The organism is Methanothermobacter tenebrarum (genome assembly GCF_023167465.1).
Classification (GTDB): domain Archaea; phylum Methanobacteriota; class Methanobacteria; order Methanobacteriales; family DSM-23052; genus Methanothermobacter_A; species Methanothermobacter_A tenebrarum.
In genome coordinates, this window is record NZ_AP025698.1 from 1,457,312 (window position 1) to 1,472,762 (window position 15,451).

The window sequence follows — 15,451 nt, forward strand, 5'->3', positions numbered from 1 at the left end:
CTCAGCCGGGTGATCAGATGAGAAAATTTCTACAATCCATAAAGGATGAATTCAATATTATAAGAATCAAAAGGAAAGTTTCAACTCATATTGAAGCCGCTGAAATCCTCAGAGAACACCCCAGAGAAATCGTAATACTAGAAAATATCAAGGAATCCAACATGCCAGTGATCTCAGGAATATGCAACACTAGGGAGAAAATCTCAAGGGCGCTCAATTGCAAAAAAGAGAACATAACAAGGCGAATAATCCAAGCAATGGACAACCCAAGGCCAATAGAAGACATCAAAAAACTTGAAGGTTACCATTCCCAGAAAGCAGACCTAAAAGAGCTGCCAATCCTCACATACTACGAAAAAGATGGAGGCCCCTATATTACCGGGGGCGCCATCATAGCTAAAGACCCAGAAACCAGCATAAGAAATGCCTCCATCCATCGAATGATGTTACTTGACGAAAGACACCTAGCTGTGCGCATAGTCCCAAGACACCTCTACAATTATTACAAAAAAGCTGAAGAAATCGGAGAAGACCTGCCCATAGCTATAGTCATTGGAATGCACCCTGCAACATTACTCGCAACAACAACATCAGTACCAATAGATGTTGATGAACTAGAAGTCGCCAACAATTTCCATAATGGAAAACTTAAACTTTTCAAATGTGAAAAAGTAGACATAGAAGTCCCAGAGGCGGAGATAATAATAGAAGGGAGGATCCTAGCCGATGAAAGAACTGACGAAGGACCATTCGTAGATTTAACCGGCACATATGATATTATAAGAAAAGAACCGATTATAGAAGTTGAAAGGATCCATTTTAAAGACAATCCCCTATATCATGCCATTTTACCCGCTGGACTTGAACACAAACTCCTACAAGGACTCCCACAAGAGCCAAGGATATTTAAGGCTGTGGAGAATACTGTTCCAAGCGTAAAGAACGTGATCCTTACAGAAGGTGGCTGTTGCTGGTTACACGCAATCGTCTCCATGAAAAAACAAGCGGAAGGCGATGCTAAAAATGTTATAATGGCGGCTTTGTCAGCTCATCCCTCCCTGAAACATGTTGTAGTTGTAGACGATGATATAAACCCCTTTGATTTAGAGGATGTGGAATACGCGATAGCGACACGGGTAAAAGATGATGACATACTTATAGTCCGGGGGGCGAGGGGTTCATCACTTGACCCTTCAGCATCAGCTGATGGGACAACCACAAAGGTTGGCTTAGACGCTACAAAACCATTAAAAGAATCTGAGAAATTTGAGAGGATAGCCTAGACTATAATGTCTATTTTCGCATTACAAGACGGGCACCTACCCTTTTTCAAATTCAGCCGGTTTATCTGAAAACCATACCTTTGTATTAGAAGTTCGCCACAATTATAACAGTAAGTGTTCTCCTCTGAAAGACCCGGAACATTCCCAACATAAACATATCTCATACCTTCTTCAAGTGCTAAATTGCGGGCTTTGAGGAGCGTCTCTGTTGGTGTTGGGGGTAAATGTCGCATCTTATAATGTGGGTAGAAACGTGTGAAATGTAATGGGACCTCAACCCCAACCTCCTCAACCATGAACCTGACAAGAGCCTTAAGCTCATCCTCTGAATCATTATATCCTGGTATTATAAGGTTCGTGACTTCAATGTGTACCCCTGCATCATGCATCCATTTTATACTATCAAGTACCGGTTGTAATTTTGCACTACAAACATTCTTATAGAATTCATCTGTCATCCCCTTTAAGTCTATGTTAGCAGCGTCCAACAATGGTGATAAAAGTTCAAGGGTTTCCTCTGTCATATAACCATTCGTAACATAAACTGTTTTAATATCATCCTTATGTGCAAGTTCTGCACAGTCAAGGGTGTACTCAAGCCAGATAGTGGGTTCGTTATACGTCCATGCAATAGACTTACAATTGTACCTCTTCGTGGCTTCAATAGCCTCTTCAGGTGGTATATCCTCAGTGTACGCCTCATCTATTACCGCCTGTGAAATATTCCAATTTTGACAGTGCTTACAACGAAAGTTACACCCAACCGTCCCCAGAGAATAGACAAAACTTCCAGGGTAGAAATGAAATAGTGGCTTCTTTTCAATGGGATCCACTGCAACGGAGGATACGGCAGCATAGATCAGACTGTAAAGTTTGCCATTTCTATTCTCCCTTGTAAGGCAAAATCCTCTTTTACCTTCAGGGATCGAACACCTCCTATTACACACGCTACATTTCACCCTTTCATCGACCGTTTCATAAAGAATAGCCTCTTTTATCAACTTCAACCCCTCAGATGCTCATATCCTTTCACTGGTAGTATGTATGTTCTTCCTTCTTTATCAACCATTTCAATTGTCCCTGTTGTAGTAACCTCACCTATGATATGAAAATCTAATTGATCGCGGAGGGGAGTGACATTCTCGGGTGGGAGTGTGAAAAGAAGTTCAAAATCTTCACCATAATAAATCCCCAATTCAAGAGGATCCTCATTAAGGAACCTAGCTATATCCTCCACTTCACTGGGGATTGGGAGCTTTTCCTCGTACAATCTTATACCAATAGTCCTTGGGGATGCGTTTATCAGTTCATTCAATTCACTTACAAGGCCATCTGTTATATCCGTGGCCGCATTCACAAGATGCGATTTTGCTATTAATAGAGACTCTTTTAATCTCGCCCTTGGTTTAAGAGCAGGATCCATGATCCTGGATAATAAATCCTCCGCTACTGGTACTTCCCCCATTTTAGAGAGGAGTATTTTTATCCCAGCCGCTGCGAGGCCTAATTGCCCCGTTACCCCCACCAGGTCCCCCTCTTCTGAGCCGCTTTTCCATAGAACCTCCCCCTTCAGTGTTCTCCCAATGGCGGCTCCTGCCAATATTATCTCATCTGCTTCTTTTGTGTCCCCCCCGATCAAGGGTACCCTGTAATGATCGCAAGCCTTGAGAATGCCCCCGAGGAGTTCGTCAAATTCTTCAACTCTCATATGGGCTGGAAGGCCCATTGATACTAAAAATCCTAGTGGCTTCGCCCCCATAGCGGCTAGATCGCTTATGTTGACTGTTACACTTTTCCATCCCATTTGTTCATAGGTTGTGGCCTCGGGGAAATGGGAGGTTTGCCTTAGTAGGTCGGTTGTCGCAACAATGTATTCTTCGCCCATGTCTATGAGGGCGGCGTCATCACCAAGACCTTCTATGTTAAAATCCTTCAGATGAGATCTTATATTGGCTATTATCCTTTTAATGAGTTTTTTTTCTCCTAGATCTGAGATTTTCATTTTTATCATGGAAGGGCGGAACTTACCCTGTCTTTTATTATTTCAACGATTCGCGGGTCCGCGCCTAGGGGTTCTGTGTAGATTATTTCACCGTCAAAGTCTATTTTCTCATGTTGGTGTTCATGGGAATGTTCGTCTCCCTTTCCATCATCTATTCCTAGTATGTGTGGTATGTCATGTTTTGTGTGCACGCCATGAGCCAAGAATACTGGTGTGACAATTATTTTTTTAACACCCTTCTGTGAAAGTCTTTTTATGGCCTCTGGGATGGTTGGCTTTGATATGTTCATGAATCCTACCGCGACTGGATATTCTACCTCCATTTTATAGAGTCTTGCGAGTTCTTTTATAACCTTTTCTCCGTAGGGTAATCTACTCCCATGGCCCACGAGTAATACTCCTATTTTATTTTGCTGGTTTGAATTTGAAGCCATATGTTATCACTCCATCTTTTCCTTCCTCTCTTATTTTCCTGAATACCATTTCCACTTCGTCCCCTATTTTTATATTATTAGGGTCGCAGTCAACGATTTGTGTAGTTATCTTAACCCCTTCTTCTAATTCGACTATAGCCACCACATATGGTGCTATGTCCTTGAATTCGTCACTTGGAGCATGTATCACGGAGTAACTGTGTATTTTACCCTTTCCCTTGAATTTTATGTCTTCTAGTTTGCCTTTTCTCCTGCATTGGGGGCATACTATGCGTCTTGGAAAGAATACTGAGCCACAATTTAGGCATTTAGAGCCTAGTAGATTGTAACGTTGGGGTATATGACGCCATGTTCTCACACTTTCCGACATTTTATGAACCTCCATTCTGCAATATTTCGTGCTTTTGAAATATTCCTAGTTTGTATTCATACTCAAGTGAGGATCGCTAAAATCCTCTTTACACTTTCATGCTATTTAAATTATTCACGGGTAATACTTTCTTTTATTGTCTTTGAAACAATAATATTTTTATAAGATTATGTATTATATTATTATCTATGATTGGGGATAAAGATTATGTTCTAAATGGAACAATACTTTTACTTATAATCCCAGTTTTTATATTATTTTTCAGCACTTTAACTGTGTTAGATTATGAAAATAAGGCTAATTGCGATTCTATAAATTCAAACAATGTCCTATCAACATTTAAAGACGTGAAAGATAATATACCAGTTATAACCTTGGATGTTCTGAACAAGAGCGCCTACCAGGTCATCGAAGAAAACTTGACAATAATAAACAGCAGAGAATATGTGAAAGAAAAAGTACAGGAAAGAATCAACAAACTCAACTATGACTGCGATGTGAATTGCACCATAAAAACCATAACATCCTATGAGAAGGACCCATTCTATATTGAGGTGAATTCAACAATAACCGTCAAAAAAGGCAATATTAAACATGCAGAAAACATTTCACAATTAGTATCCATTGAAGGCTTGCCAGACCCGCTCCCCTTCACAAAATGCGATTCAATCTCCCACAATCTCACCCGCATAGAATATCATCACGGCTTGGCAGCCTATCTTGGGGACGTGAACGGATCATTTTACGAAAACGCCACCTCACCCTTCATTATCAAAAAATGCCCCTATGAACCCTATGAAACCCATGGATCCACTCCAGTCATAATAGATTGTATCCAAAACGGCTATTATCATCAAAGCAATGATGGGGCCTGTTACCTCTGCCGATTGGAGGGGAAAGCCACATGTCCCCATCAAGGCTTGGAGACTTTCATAATCCCCCATATTTTAAATAACGGGTCCACCATAGTTTCAGTGGACCATGTTATATTCGGGGATTTATATGAAGGCTCGCCATTCATCGTAAACTCTACTTACATACTCTTTTTGGATCAAGCCCACCGAAAAAAGTATGGGATAAAATGAAAGAAGAAGGCTTAGTCTTTTCCACAGACATACTATTAGCACTAGCCATCCTAATTGTCATAATAGGCGTCTCCAGTGACCTAATGGATATGAACAGGGAAATAAACCATGAAAACCTTCAAGGGTACTATTTTGAAAGGATAATAAGCGAAACGACAGAAATACTAATAAATACACCAGGATCCCCAAGTAACTGGGAGACCCTCCCAGTTACCGATAATGTAATCCCGGGCCTATCCACTAGTAAAAATCCCAAAATTTTATCCTACGATAAAATATGTAAACTAAAAGCCACCCCACAGCTCTTCAACACGATACTCCCATCACAAGTACATGCGAACATAACACTATACCCCAAGAATGAAACAATACCACCCATTATGATTAGATGTGAAGATGGAACACCCCATGAGATATTCATAGTGAACAGGACAGTCCAATGTGATTTCTACAAAAAATATGTTATCCTAGAGCTAAATTCAAAATCTAATAGCTGCTATAGGCATAGTACATGGAAATGTGGCTGCTTCAAAGCAACATTCGAGGAAACAGAAAGGAATAATTATTACCTTTTGGCAGATAATCCAGGGATATCATGGATTATAGACACCCCCGAAAACAAGAATGATGAAGAAAATAATTATGAGTCTCCTGTGCTTTTAAATGATAGGATAAGAAGCCTATTATCCCAAAATTCTACTGGGATAATCTGGATACATGCAAGGGGTGATGGGAATGTTCTAATCATTTCCATCCCCAAAGGATCTTCAGTACCACTTCAACCAGCCTATTTCCAAATTCAACCGTGTGATTTTGTTATGGTAGCATGGATATGAACTATCCCATCTATATCAGATTGGGCCTCTTGGTCCAATAATGAGAGGCAAGAACATGGACAAGATGATTTTTTCATAGTCTAGTGGGAGTGTCCCAGCCCGTCTCAAATATTCGGTTTATCAGAGGATAATCCCCCGGGCTTGTGCCCTCTTGATTATCCTACTGGCCCCTTTAGCCCTCATAGGATATGGGGTAAACTGAACACACACTAATAAATCTTTTCTGGGCTCTCATCCCATGAGGGTTCCCCGCTGATAAAGTTAAACGTTCAAAAATAATATTATCATGAAAACAAGGCAAAGATTCGCCATAGGATCTGTTAAGCTTGTTGAAAGGGGTACAACAACGTTATCAGGGTCTAATTCTCTTCGATATGAAAGAGAGTTCAAATAGAAGCCGAAAATCAAAAGGAATGGTGTTAGAAGGTAACCTGCAACTGAACTTATCAGGATCATTTTATGGATTGGGATGGTTGGCAAGCCCAAAGCAGCGCTTACAAGATGGGCTAAAACTCCTATCACTGGATAGATTATAATGGAGAGTATGATAATTATACCAAAATTATGAAGAGCCCCCTTTCTCGGTATCAAAGTTGGGGGTATAATACCTGAATGTAGACCAGAGGATAATCTAGCACCTAGTATACTTACAAGGTCTCCACTTTCCCCTGAAAATAATGGTACAAGTGCTAGTATACTAGGATTATCTAATATCGTGGATAATCTGCTGTTTAGGATACTACCTGCACTTGTTCCAAAAATTGAGCAAAGAAGGAGCACTGGGACACTCTGACTAATTATACCCTTCAAATATTCATCCCCTCTTAACCCTATTAAGAGGCCCAAGATCCCCATTAAAATGAAAAGAAGAAAAAATGTTGACTCTAGGATCGTGTTTTTTACCAATTCTAAGAATAATATGGCTAGGAAAAGTGAGGGTAGTGTGAAAAGGTCTCCTGATGCCGCTATCAATGGTGTGGTGATATTGTCAGGATCCCATCCATTTTCATAACTTTTAAGTGCGATCAGAATCGTGGCAGGTAATAAAAAAATCCCCGAGATTATACCACCCATTACCGATATGATGGTGAAATCAATTATTCCTATGTTTTTAAAATTTGAAATTTCACATAGTATCCATGCCATAAGCCCAAGGAATAGGGACATTAAAATAGTTAAGATTATGGTAGCCTCTATGTTCCCATTTAAAATTTTAGATTTTTTAAGTTCTGTTGAAAGGGTACCTATGTGGAGGTTTGATCCGAGTCGTGAGCCTAAAGCCCCGAAGATGTTACCCCTCATTCCTATCGCACCTGGTATAAGGACTATAAGACCCGGGTATGCCTCTAGAAAATGTGTCATCTTACCTAGGACTATGCCTGCTATGAGATCGCCGATGGCGCATATAAGAAGTGCGAATAGACTTTCGCCAAGGACTCGTTTTATGCTTTTGATAAAAAAATTTACTTTCTTGAAGATTTCGAAGAATTTTATAAAAGCCTTTGAGGAGAGTATTGAAATGTTAACTAGTAGTGTGAGCAGGTGATCCATTATAGTCTTTATTTTCTCTGTTAATTTTTTCTTCATATAGGATCACCTGCAACTTCCCCTTATACTTTAGAGTTCATCAAGTGACATTTCATTCTTGGCAAGTTTTCTCAGTAACTCTGCCCCGGCTTCATTGCCCTTGGCGATGAGAATATCATCCTCAGCGAGGACGGTATTCCTGTCAGGTCCATAGATCCATGATTCGCCTCTTCTTATAGCAATTATCCTCATACCAGTCCTTGTTCCCAGGAGAATCTCCCCCAGTGACCTTCCAGCGAGCTCTGACCCCTCCTCTATGGTCACCCTCACGATTATCTCATCAGACTCCTCCATCACCATCTTAAATACTGGGTGGGGTTTTATACCCTTCAAAACTAGTTCTGCAATGTCCTTGGCGGCGTCTGCTATATTTTCGGTGGCTTGCCCCACTTCTAGTAGGGCTGTGAGTTCTTCCGCGTCTTCAACAGATCTTGCGGCGAGGAGAGACTCTTTCTTGATCTCATAGTTTAGTCTGTTCACTTTATTCTCCAATTTTTTAACTTCCTCTGCAGCATCTCTACTATTAAATAAAAGCGCCGAGTATGCTAAGTCAACCATCAGCTCCGAAAGATTTTTCATTTCAATTAGGATATCTTTAACACTAGCCTTGGACAATTTTCTCCCCCTCTCACATTAATCTAGTCTTATATATGCAATTTCTCCTCAATTTTAAAAGCTCCTTCTTTTTCTTGTTAAGATCTTCAACCTCCTTGATAATAGCATCCAAACCTTTCTTCACACATTTAATCGTGTCTTCTTCATGGATCCATTCACACTCTTGACAACTCCAAACACCTTTATCCTTTATCCAGTAACCGCCCGTTGAACCGTCACCACAAGGATAAAATGGACAATAACAGAATGTACAATCCTGTCCCATGAAATGACAAGGATAATATTCACATTCAAGATTGGGACCCTCTCGAATCTCTCCGTTGATATACTTTTGATAATATTCGCGCGCAAGTGGGTGGATAAAGTATTTAAGGGCGTATCCTCGTGGTGTTATCATGTAACCCTCCCTAATATAGGTTGTAGGGTTGCCAATTATTATAGTGGTTGACATGTCCACCTTCTCAGCATCTAATCTTTGAAGAGTTGTTACCTTGGCTGTTCCACCCCTCAAGACCCCAACTGGCGTATCAGGGGTTAAATGTTCCCTAATTACCTTTAAAGCCTCCATAAGTGGCTTTTTCCTCCTTCTGCTTTGGGGGTTATAGAATACTATGATAAACCCTGCTGTCACTGCATTTTCAACCTTCTTTTTTATCTCGGAAAGGGGTGTTAGAATATCACTCAAACTTATAACAGCAAAATCATGCAAAGGCGCTCCGAATAAGGAGGCCGCATAATTTGCTGCTGTCACACCAGGTATCACCTCAACTTCGATATTAGAGTATTTATCTATTAAATGAAAGAATACGTTGGCCATTCCAAAAATTCCAGGATCCCCTGAACTTATCAGCGCAACATTTTTTCCTTCTCTGTGCTTCTTTATCGCGATCTCAGCCCTTCTAATCTCCTCCCGCATCCCCCTCTCAATTACTTCCTTGTCCTTTATGATATCGCGGATTTTATCAATATACTTCTTATAGCCTATTATAACATCAGCCTCTTGTATAGCTCTAAAAGCTCTGAATGTCATGTCATCTCTTGTAGGTCCGATGCCAACGATTTTAATCAATTTCTTCACCCTAATAAACGCGGATAACAGAAAGTATTCTTATTGTCCCCACATCTACTTTGATTTCATGATCCTCAACTGTTGCGGCTGCTGTTGCTGTTATCATGAATCTTGCTGTTGGTCTTATGACTATCTGACCCGTGGATTCTGTTATGTTTTCTCTGTAACCGATTGCTGTGATGTTAACATTAACGCGCCCATTTTCAAGGTCCTCGAAAGTTGTTGCATTGAGAGTTTCTAATTCAACACCATCTACCTGGGCCCTTTTTTGGAGTGCTTCAGCCACTTCCATCTTATTGGTAATGTTAACAGTTTCCGCCTTTGGGCCTATTACCTCTTTACCCATTTTTAGATAGGATGACAGTATATCTAATTGGGTGTCTATTAATTTTTCCACGTCCGGTGGTTGAGAAGTGACTAGGGTGTATGAGCCTATAACTCCTGCTTCGAAGAATATTATGAATAGTATGATGAATAAGAAGAATTTAAGTATCCTTGACATAGAATCACCCTTTAAGTTTTTCCACTTAAACAGTTACTGGGGGCTTCTAAATTTTTCTTTTTTTGATATAAAATTATGCTTAAAATCTGGAGTAACTGATTTATCATAGTTTTTATCATATATTGATAGTGATCTATAAGAAAGTTTCGACTACAATCATGATATAAGATTTTCAGAGATTGATTACTATGAGCCGAGATATACTTTTGAAACTTGCAGAGGATGGTTTGCTCGTACAACCTGAAGCTTATGAAAAAATGAAATTATTAGGGGAGGAAACCATCCTTAACCTTATCGAAAATTTAAAAAGCCAAAGAAAAGACGGTGAACTTTTAATCATAACACCAGAGGTTATTGACGCGGATTCTAGCAAGTCAAAGGCGGATTTAGAAGCTAGAAGATCGAAGAAATTTGATTTTAAGGTGATTATGGATACCAGTATGAAATCCTATACAACCGGTGAAATAAAGGATATGGGTGACTATTTTAATAGTAGATATAATAAATTGAAGGAAATATTCATGGGAAGAAGTGAATTCAAGGATCCGCTACCTATTTCAAGCGTTTCCCCACGTCATGATGTTGTAACCATAATTGGGATGATCCGAGAGATTAGAGACACGAAAAATAATCATAAAATAATAGAAATAGAGGATGAAACTGGACAAATAAACCTTATAGTCCACCATGAAAACCGTAAATTATTTAAAGAAGCTAACAAGCTCGTCAAGGACGAGGTTATAGGGGTCAAAGGGAGTTTGAAGGGCAGGTTCATAATACCCTCAGAGATAATCCATCCAAGCCTACCTAGGATAGAGGAAAAGCCCATGGAATTCTCCACAGTTTTCATCTCAGACACCCACATAGGAAGCTCCACATTCCTAGAAGAATCATTCAAAAAGTTCATAAAATGGTTGAACTGTGAAATTGGAACCAAAGAACATGTTAAAATAGCAGAAGATGTTAAATACCTCATCATAGCCGGTGACATCGTTGATGGTATAGGAGTATACCCAAACCAGGAAAAAGAACTCATAATAAAAGACGTGAATGAACAATATGAAGAGGCTGCAAGACTAATAGGCGAAATAAGAGATGATATAAAGATAATAATAGCCCCAGGCAACCACGACGCCTCCAGGATAGCTGAACCACAACCAGCCATACCAAAAGAGTATGCAAAACCATTATACCAGATAAAAAACATAGAATTCGTAAGCAATCCATCAATCGTGAGCTTAGACGGTGTCAAAGTACTCATATATCATGGTAGAAGCTTTGACGACATGGCAATGACCGTCAACCACTTATCACACGAAAAATCACACCTTATAATGGCCGAACTTTTAGAAAAGAGACACCTAGCCCCAATCTATGGGGAGAGAACACCACTAGCCTACGAGGTTGAAGACCACCTCGTCATAGATGAAATACCACACATTTTCCATGCAGGACACGTACATATCAACGCCTACAAAAAATACAAGGGAATCCACCTCATAAATTCAGGGACATTCCAGTCACAGACAGAATTCCAGAAAATCTACAATATAGTTCCAACCTGCGGCCAAGTACCAGTATTACATAGGGGAGAGATAAAGGTATTAGAATTCAACTAACAGGGGGTATAATGTGGGAGAAAACATAAAAAGCTTGGTTAAAGCAGCCCATTACGTGTACAGTAGCGGTCTTGTATCAGGGAGCGCAGGTAATATTAGCATGCGTTTAAGTAAGGATAAGATAGCCATAACCCCAAAGGGTGTCCCCCTTTCCCTTGTAACCGAGGAAAATGTAGCTATTGTCGGGATGGATGGGAGAAGATTATTAGGAGGGGAGCCCTCATCTGAACTATACCTTCACCTTGAAATCTACAAGATAAGAGAAGATATAAAAAGTATAGCACATACACATTCACCATATGCAACCGCCTTTGCTTTCTCAGATAAAAGATTGAAAAGAGTAGAAGGTCTCAATGGAATGAATGACATAGACGAGGTGGCATATTATAAGCCTGGTAGCTTAGAATTGGCCAGAGAATGCGCCAAAAAGATAAAAAAGGGTAAGATTTTAATCTTGAAAAATCATGGTGTTCTCTGTTGTGGTTCAAATCTCCGAGAAGCAGTTCAACTTGCAGAGTTTATAGAAGAAAGTGCCAAGATACAATTCTTAGCCCATATACTTAACAAAAGTTAAATTAGAGGATATCAGGTTCATATTGATTCAAGTTCGCTTAGGATTTCCCATATTAGTGTCCTTGCATGTATGGGGATGTTAGGGTCATTACTAATCTCATCAAGTATTGATATAACAGTACTTGCTCGGATAGTTACATCTTCTTCCTCATTCTGTAATATTTCATTCGATTCCTCCGCGGCCCTTCTAATATTCCTTGGGACGCTAGTATCCTCCATTATAGTCTTTAAGATTTTGGAAACCCTCTCAAAAGTCTTGTTACTCATTTTAAAAGCCTCCCTTACTTTTAAAATAAATTCTTAATAATACTTTTTCTTGGTTGGTTTTATTTTATCGCACACTCTTTAAAAAACTTTTTCTCGGGATACAGCCACTGCTATCGCAATCCCATCATAACTTGTTTTTCTTAGGATAAGTCGCGACCCTCTCCCTGCAACATGAAGTGCAGCGGCTTCACAGACACTCCCCACGCCAAACTTGTCCTCCACAAAACTAGACTTTGAATGTGTATCCTCCAATCTCAAATCATTCAAATCCACAAACTTTAATGGTTTCTTCAAGATCCTTGAAGCGTTTATTATACCCTTTTCGCCCTTTTTCATCTCCCCTGTTGCAATGATGTCTAATCTTTCAAGTGGAAGATCCAAGAATGATAAGGCCTTTTTTAGACCTTCTATTATCTTTTCTTCGTTGATGCCCTTTTTTGTACCTACACCTGCAACGAGTCTACAAGGTTTTATCTTGATTTCGTCTTTATCTAGGATTGCTTTGATGATTTTATCTTCACCTTTCTTTATCATGTAACTTTTCCTGAAAAGCTGGTCATTGAATAGATATTCTAGGTTCTCAGGGGATTCTATTATTATTTTTGCACCGTCTAATAATGCCCTGTTAAATTTAACTATCTTATCTGTGTTTTTTATTTTCCAATAGTATTTTTTTGCAAGTGCATCTATACCCATGCAACCATGGACGTCTGTGGATGTGGTAATAACTGGCCTTGCACTTGTTAAATTTGCTATTTCTAATGTTAAATCATTCGCACCCCCAAGATGTCCGGAGATTAAACTTATAACATGCTTTCCAGCATCATCCATCACAATAATCGCAGGATCTCGTCTTTTATCTGATAAAAGCCCGCAGATACTCCTTACCATTATACCCATGGCCATTATACCAATAATCGCATCATAATCATCGAATATCCTCCTGAGGGTTTCTTTAACATTTTTATGGAAGATATCAACTTGGAATATTCTTGGATCTTGTGAGAGTTTCATTTTAAGTTGTTTTGAGATCTTCAACCCGCTTTTGGTCACGGATAACAATGCTATTTTCAAATTAACACCCCCAGAACTATGATAGGTAATATAAACAATAAAATAGTAACATATGATAATTTTAACGCATCAGCAATGGCTGATGTTCTTGGTTCATTGTTTTCATCCCCTATTATGTATACACCAGGTTTTTCCAATCTTATCTTGAGGGCTCCGGCGGCGGCTGCCATGGGATAACCTGAATTGGGACTGGGAGTTAATCTACCGTCACGTAACATGACTTTTAGGCTTCTCCTCCAATCCATTCCTAGTATGAAAGCCGCGACTACTATGAGGAACCCTGTTATCCTCGCAGGTATATAATTTAAAAGGTCATCTGTCTTCGCGGGGAACCATCCAATAGAACGATTTTGCTCATCTTTATAGCCTACCATAGCATCTAATGTATTAACAACCCTGTATCCCATCGCCCCAGGGAGTCCGAATACTAGGAAGAATATCATGGGCGAGATTATAGAATCTGTTATGTTTTCTGTTAAACTTTCTATTACCGCGGATGTAAGCTGTCCCCTGTTAAGTTTAGATGTGTCCCTGCTTACCAGGTTCGAAATATGCAAACGGGCTTTTACAATATCACTCTCAAGTTCATCTTTTGCCTTTATTACTGCTTGGAAGAAAAACCTAATCGAAAATGTAACAGAAAACAAAAAGGATGATAATATGATCTTTAATAGGCAAGGTAAAAAGTCAATGAATAAAACTGGAATAATAAATATTAAAAGGATAATGAAAGTTAGTATTATCCCTGAGATTTTCCTTTTTCCAAGCTTGTCCTTCAATTTTTCAGTTATTCTACCCATCCATACCACCGGGTGGAGATAAACCGGTGGCTCGCCTAATATAACGTCTATCAAAATTCCAATTATGAATATCGCAATGTTATCTAATATTATAAAATCCCCCTCCCTTGGGAAAAATTTTCCCACCCATCCAAATTATATATATATACTATGACAATATTTAGGAAAGAAGAAGGTGATAATTTTGGAGGGTAAAATAAAACGATGGCTCACTGAAGAAGGTCTCCTAGGGCAGATAGTAGATGATGAAAATGCAAATTTCCATTTCATCGTAAATTACCCAGAAGAACATGTAATAGACGTCATACAACCAAAGGGCAAAAGAGATCTAGTACTGGTCGCATGTGCCACGAGTGTAAGCCCCGAACATTTATCAAAGATCCAAGAACTGAGCGAATCTAAAAGGGAAGAGTTTCTTTGGCAGATCAGATTCTCCCTGAATAAATTTCTCGTCGACTTCCAATTAGAACATCCAAGAAACATCCTCGAAAGTTATCTTGTAACCGATGAAATCTACAATGATGCATTAACCAAAGACAGACTAATATCAACCATCAAAAAAGTATTTAAAGCCAAATTGCATGTTTTATGGCTCATACAGAAAAGATTCGGAGAAAAAAAAGAAGAAATACACGAAGACACCATGTATGTGTGAACTACCCCAACTTATCGGATGGAGTTTCGTGAGGACCTCGATGTATATCATCCTTATCCTCACCGCCAAGTTCACACTGCCACTACTCCCTACCCCCTCACGGACTCAAGAGATACTTCCTGTGAACTGCCACCAACTATTGCAGGCCTGCTTCAACGACGCTTGGTCTCCAACAGGCGTGAATTCTGGGTCGTCCCAAAACCTACCCATCCTCCCTGCAATTTTACAGGGCTATGGATGAGAACACTGCACCCCCCCTACAGGAGGTAAACACAAAAAATATAGCAGAAGAACAAGTGTATAAACTTTTTGGCTTTCATCCCCATCGGAGGGGGGACTTCCCGCCGAAAGCGTTAAAATATACCTTTCTTCTTTCATACTACTTTAGACCTTACTACCCACCCACCTTCCTTTGTATATCCCCCTCCTACTGGAAGGGGGCCTACAAGCAACAGGAAGATAAACCAGAGAGAGAGGTGCATTTCAAGTGTAAAATTGAAGAGGCCCCTCATGAAATGAGAGAGAGATCAATTTCAAGTGTAAAATTATCAGGGGTAAAGATTTACACTTGAAATGTATCTGACTGTGGCGAACTATACAACTCAAGCTAACTACTCTTGCAACATGTACAGTGTCAGTCCTTTTTTTGCTTCATCAGAGACCTTTTTTTTTTTTTTTTT

General features: G+C 39.6%; 18 protein-coding genes. 7 read left to right on the forward strand and 11 right to left on the reverse strand.

Translation table 11 applies throughout. From position 1 onward, the window contains the following. Positions 1 to 17: 17 nt before the first annotated feature. Positions 18 to 1,283, forward strand: a complete 1,266-nt coding sequence (locus MTTB_RS08105) for a UbiD family decarboxylase (protein ID WP_248564488.1) — start codon at positions 18 to 20, stop codon at positions 1,281 to 1,283. Here the strand turns inward: MTTB_RS08105 and amrS are convergent. The 4 genes from amrS to MTTB_RS08125 are packed head-to-tail and all read right to left on the reverse strand — an operon-like array spanning position 1,280 to position 4,089. Next, complete coding sequence (amrS, locus tag MTTB_RS08110) at positions 1,280 to 2,290, reverse strand: AmmeMemoRadiSam system radical SAM enzyme (RefSeq protein ID WP_345894006.1); 1,011 nt, start codon at positions 2,288 to 2,290, stop codon at positions 1,280 to 1,282. The genes MTTB_RS08105 and amrS overlap by 4 nt on opposite strands. After that, positions 2,287 to 3,294 carry a thiamine-phosphate kinase gene (gene thiL / locus MTTB_RS08115; RefSeq protein WP_248564489.1) on the reverse strand — a complete coding sequence of 336 codons (1,008 nt, stop codon included), beginning with the start codon at positions 3,292 to 3,294 and terminating at the stop codon, positions 2,287 to 2,289. Before thiL ends, amrS begins: the two co-directional genes overlap by 4 nt. Next, positions 3,291 to 3,719: a sirohydrochlorin nickelochelatase gene (gene cfbA / locus MTTB_RS08120; protein ID WP_248564490.1), complete on the reverse strand. Its 429-nt coding sequence runs from the start codon at positions 3,717 to 3,719 to the stop codon at positions 3,291 to 3,293. The genes thiL and cfbA overlap by 4 nt, the downstream gene beginning before the upstream one ends. Beyond that, the gene (locus MTTB_RS08125) at positions 3,691 to 4,089 is read right to left on the reverse strand and encodes a Zn-ribbon domain-containing OB-fold protein (protein WP_248564491.1); all 399 of its coding nucleotides are present in this window, start codon (positions 4,087 to 4,089) and stop codon (positions 3,691 to 3,693) included. The genes cfbA and MTTB_RS08125 overlap by 29 nt, the downstream gene beginning before the upstream one ends. Before the next feature lie 188 nt (positions 4,090 to 4,277). On the opposite strand from MTTB_RS08125, the gene MTTB_RS08130 reads away from it, so the two are divergent. Then, on the forward strand, positions 4,278 to 5,174 hold the full coding sequence (locus tag MTTB_RS08130) for a hypothetical protein (protein ID WP_248564492.1): 897 nt from the start codon (positions 4,278 to 4,280) through the stop codon (positions 5,172 to 5,174). Then, entirely contained in the window at positions 5,171 to 6,010 is an 840-nt protein-coding gene (locus MTTB_RS08135) for a hypothetical protein (RefSeq protein WP_248564493.1), read from the forward strand. The genes MTTB_RS08130 and MTTB_RS08135 overlap by 4 nt, the downstream gene beginning before the upstream one ends. A 261-nt stretch (positions 6,011 to 6,271) precedes the next feature. On the opposite strand, the gene MTTB_RS08140 is transcribed toward MTTB_RS08135, so the two are convergent. From MTTB_RS08140 to MTTB_RS08155, 4 genes are read right to left on the reverse strand one after another with little or no spacing between them, the layout of a single operon-like run. After that, entirely contained in the window at positions 6,272 to 7,597 is a 1,326-nt protein-coding gene (locus MTTB_RS08140) for a magnesium transporter (protein ID WP_248564494.1), read from the reverse strand. Positions 7,598 to 7,627: 30 nt separating this feature from the next. Beyond that, positions 7,628 to 8,176, reverse strand: coding sequence for a potassium channel family protein (locus tag MTTB_RS08145; RefSeq protein WP_345894027.1), 549 nt, complete (start codon positions 8,174 to 8,176; stop codon positions 7,628 to 7,630). Positions 8,177 to 8,225: 49 nt separating this feature from the next. After that, on the reverse strand, positions 8,226 to 9,281 hold the full coding sequence (gene cobJ / locus MTTB_RS08150; RefSeq protein WP_248564496.1) for a precorrin-3B C(17)-methyltransferase: 1,056 nt from the start codon (positions 9,279 to 9,281) through the stop codon (positions 8,226 to 8,228). A gap of 10 nt (positions 9,282 to 9,291) precedes the next feature. Further along, positions 9,292 to 9,783 (reverse strand): hypothetical protein, encoded by a 492-nt coding sequence (locus tag MTTB_RS08155; RefSeq protein WP_248564497.1) that lies wholly within the window; start codon positions 9,781 to 9,783, stop codon positions 9,292 to 9,294. A 188-nt stretch (positions 9,784 to 9,971) separates the two neighbouring features. Here MTTB_RS08155 and MTTB_RS08160 point away from each other — a divergent pair, with 188 nt between their 5' ends. Then, positions 9,972 to 11,402: a DNA-directed DNA polymerase II small subunit gene (locus MTTB_RS08160; RefSeq protein WP_248564498.1), complete on the forward strand. Its 1,431-nt coding sequence runs from the start codon at positions 9,972 to 9,974 to the stop codon at positions 11,400 to 11,402. 13 nt (positions 11,403 to 11,415) lie between these two features. After that, positions 11,416 to 11,976, forward strand: coding sequence for a class II aldolase/adducin family protein (locus MTTB_RS08165; RefSeq protein ID WP_248564499.1), 561 nt, complete (start codon positions 11,416 to 11,418; stop codon positions 11,974 to 11,976). Between the two features lie 17 nt (positions 11,977 to 11,993). Here MTTB_RS08165 and MTTB_RS08170 read toward each other — a convergent pair whose 3' ends face one another. The 3 genes from MTTB_RS08170 to MTTB_RS08180 form a co-directional block, all read right to left on the reverse strand. Then, on the reverse strand, positions 11,994 to 12,242 hold the full coding sequence (locus tag MTTB_RS08170) for a stationary phase-response protein (RefSeq protein ID WP_248564500.1): 249 nt from the start codon (positions 12,240 to 12,242) through the stop codon (positions 11,994 to 11,996). A 78-nt stretch (positions 12,243 to 12,320) separates the two neighbouring features. Beyond that, complete coding sequence (locus MTTB_RS08175) at positions 12,321 to 13,316, reverse strand: cobalt-precorrin 5A hydrolase (RefSeq protein ID WP_248564501.1); 996 nt, start codon at positions 13,314 to 13,316, stop codon at positions 12,321 to 12,323. Beyond that, positions 13,313 to 14,242, reverse strand: a complete 930-nt coding sequence (locus MTTB_RS08180; RefSeq protein WP_248564502.1) for a cobalamin biosynthesis protein — start codon at positions 14,240 to 14,242, stop codon at positions 13,313 to 13,315. The genes MTTB_RS08175 and MTTB_RS08180 overlap by 4 nt, the downstream gene beginning before the upstream one ends. A 49-nt stretch (positions 14,243 to 14,291) precedes the next feature. Between MTTB_RS08180 and MTTB_RS08185 the strand changes: the two genes are divergently transcribed. Both MTTB_RS08185 and MTTB_RS08190 read left to right on the forward strand, forming a co-directional pair. Continuing rightward, a complete protein-coding gene (locus MTTB_RS08185) occupies positions 14,292 to 14,771 on the forward strand; it encodes a DUF2299 domain-containing protein (protein ID WP_248564503.1) in 480 nt (159 codons plus the stop codon). Positions 14,772 to 15,004: 233 nt separating this feature from the next. After that, positions 15,005 to 15,343, forward strand: a complete 339-nt coding sequence (locus tag MTTB_RS08190; RefSeq protein ID WP_248564504.1) for a hypothetical protein — start codon at positions 15,005 to 15,007, stop codon at positions 15,341 to 15,343. The last annotated feature ends 108 nt before the right edge of the window (positions 15,344 to 15,451 follow it).

Coding starts and splice junctions, on each gene's coding strand:
- MTTB_RS08105 (WP_248564488.1), top strand. CDS start 18: ATGAGAAAATTTCTACAATCCATAAAGGATGAATTCAATATTATAAGA.
- thiL (WP_248564489.1), bottom strand. CDS start 3,294: ATGATAAAAATGAAAATCTCAGATCTAGGAGAAAAAAAACTCATTAAA.
- cfbA (WP_248564490.1), bottom strand. CDS start 3,719: ATGGCTTCAAATTCAAACCAGCAAAATAAAATAGGAGTATTACTCGTG.
- MTTB_RS08125 (WP_248564491.1), bottom strand. CDS start 4,089: ATGTCGGAAAGTGTGAGAACATGGCGTCATATACCCCAACGTTACAAT.
- MTTB_RS08130 (WP_248564492.1), top strand. CDS start 4,278: ATGATTGGGGATAAAGATTATGTTCTAAATGGAACAATACTTTTACTT.
- MTTB_RS08135 (WP_248564493.1), top strand. CDS start 5,171: ATGAAAGAAGAAGGCTTAGTCTTTTCCACAGACATACTATTAGCACTA.
- MTTB_RS08140 (WP_248564494.1), bottom strand. CDS start 7,597: ATGAAGAAAAAATTAACAGAGAAAATAAAGACTATAATGGATCACCTG.
- MTTB_RS08145 (WP_345894027.1), bottom strand. CDS start 8,176: ATGAAAAATCTTTCGGAGCTGATGGTTGACTTAGCATACTCGGCGCTT.
- MTTB_RS08155 (WP_248564497.1), bottom strand. CDS start 9,783: ATGTCAAGGATACTTAAATTCTTCTTATTCATCATACTATTCATAATA.
- MTTB_RS08160 (WP_248564498.1), top strand. CDS start 9,972: ATGAGCCGAGATATACTTTTGAAACTTGCAGAGGATGGTTTGCTCGTA.
- MTTB_RS08170 (WP_248564500.1), bottom strand. CDS start 12,242: ATGAGTAACAAGACTTTTGAGAGGGTTTCCAAAATCTTAAAGACTATA.
- MTTB_RS08190 (WP_248564504.1), top strand. CDS start 15,005: ATGGATGAGAACACTGCACCCCCCCTACAGGAGGTAAACACAAAAAAT.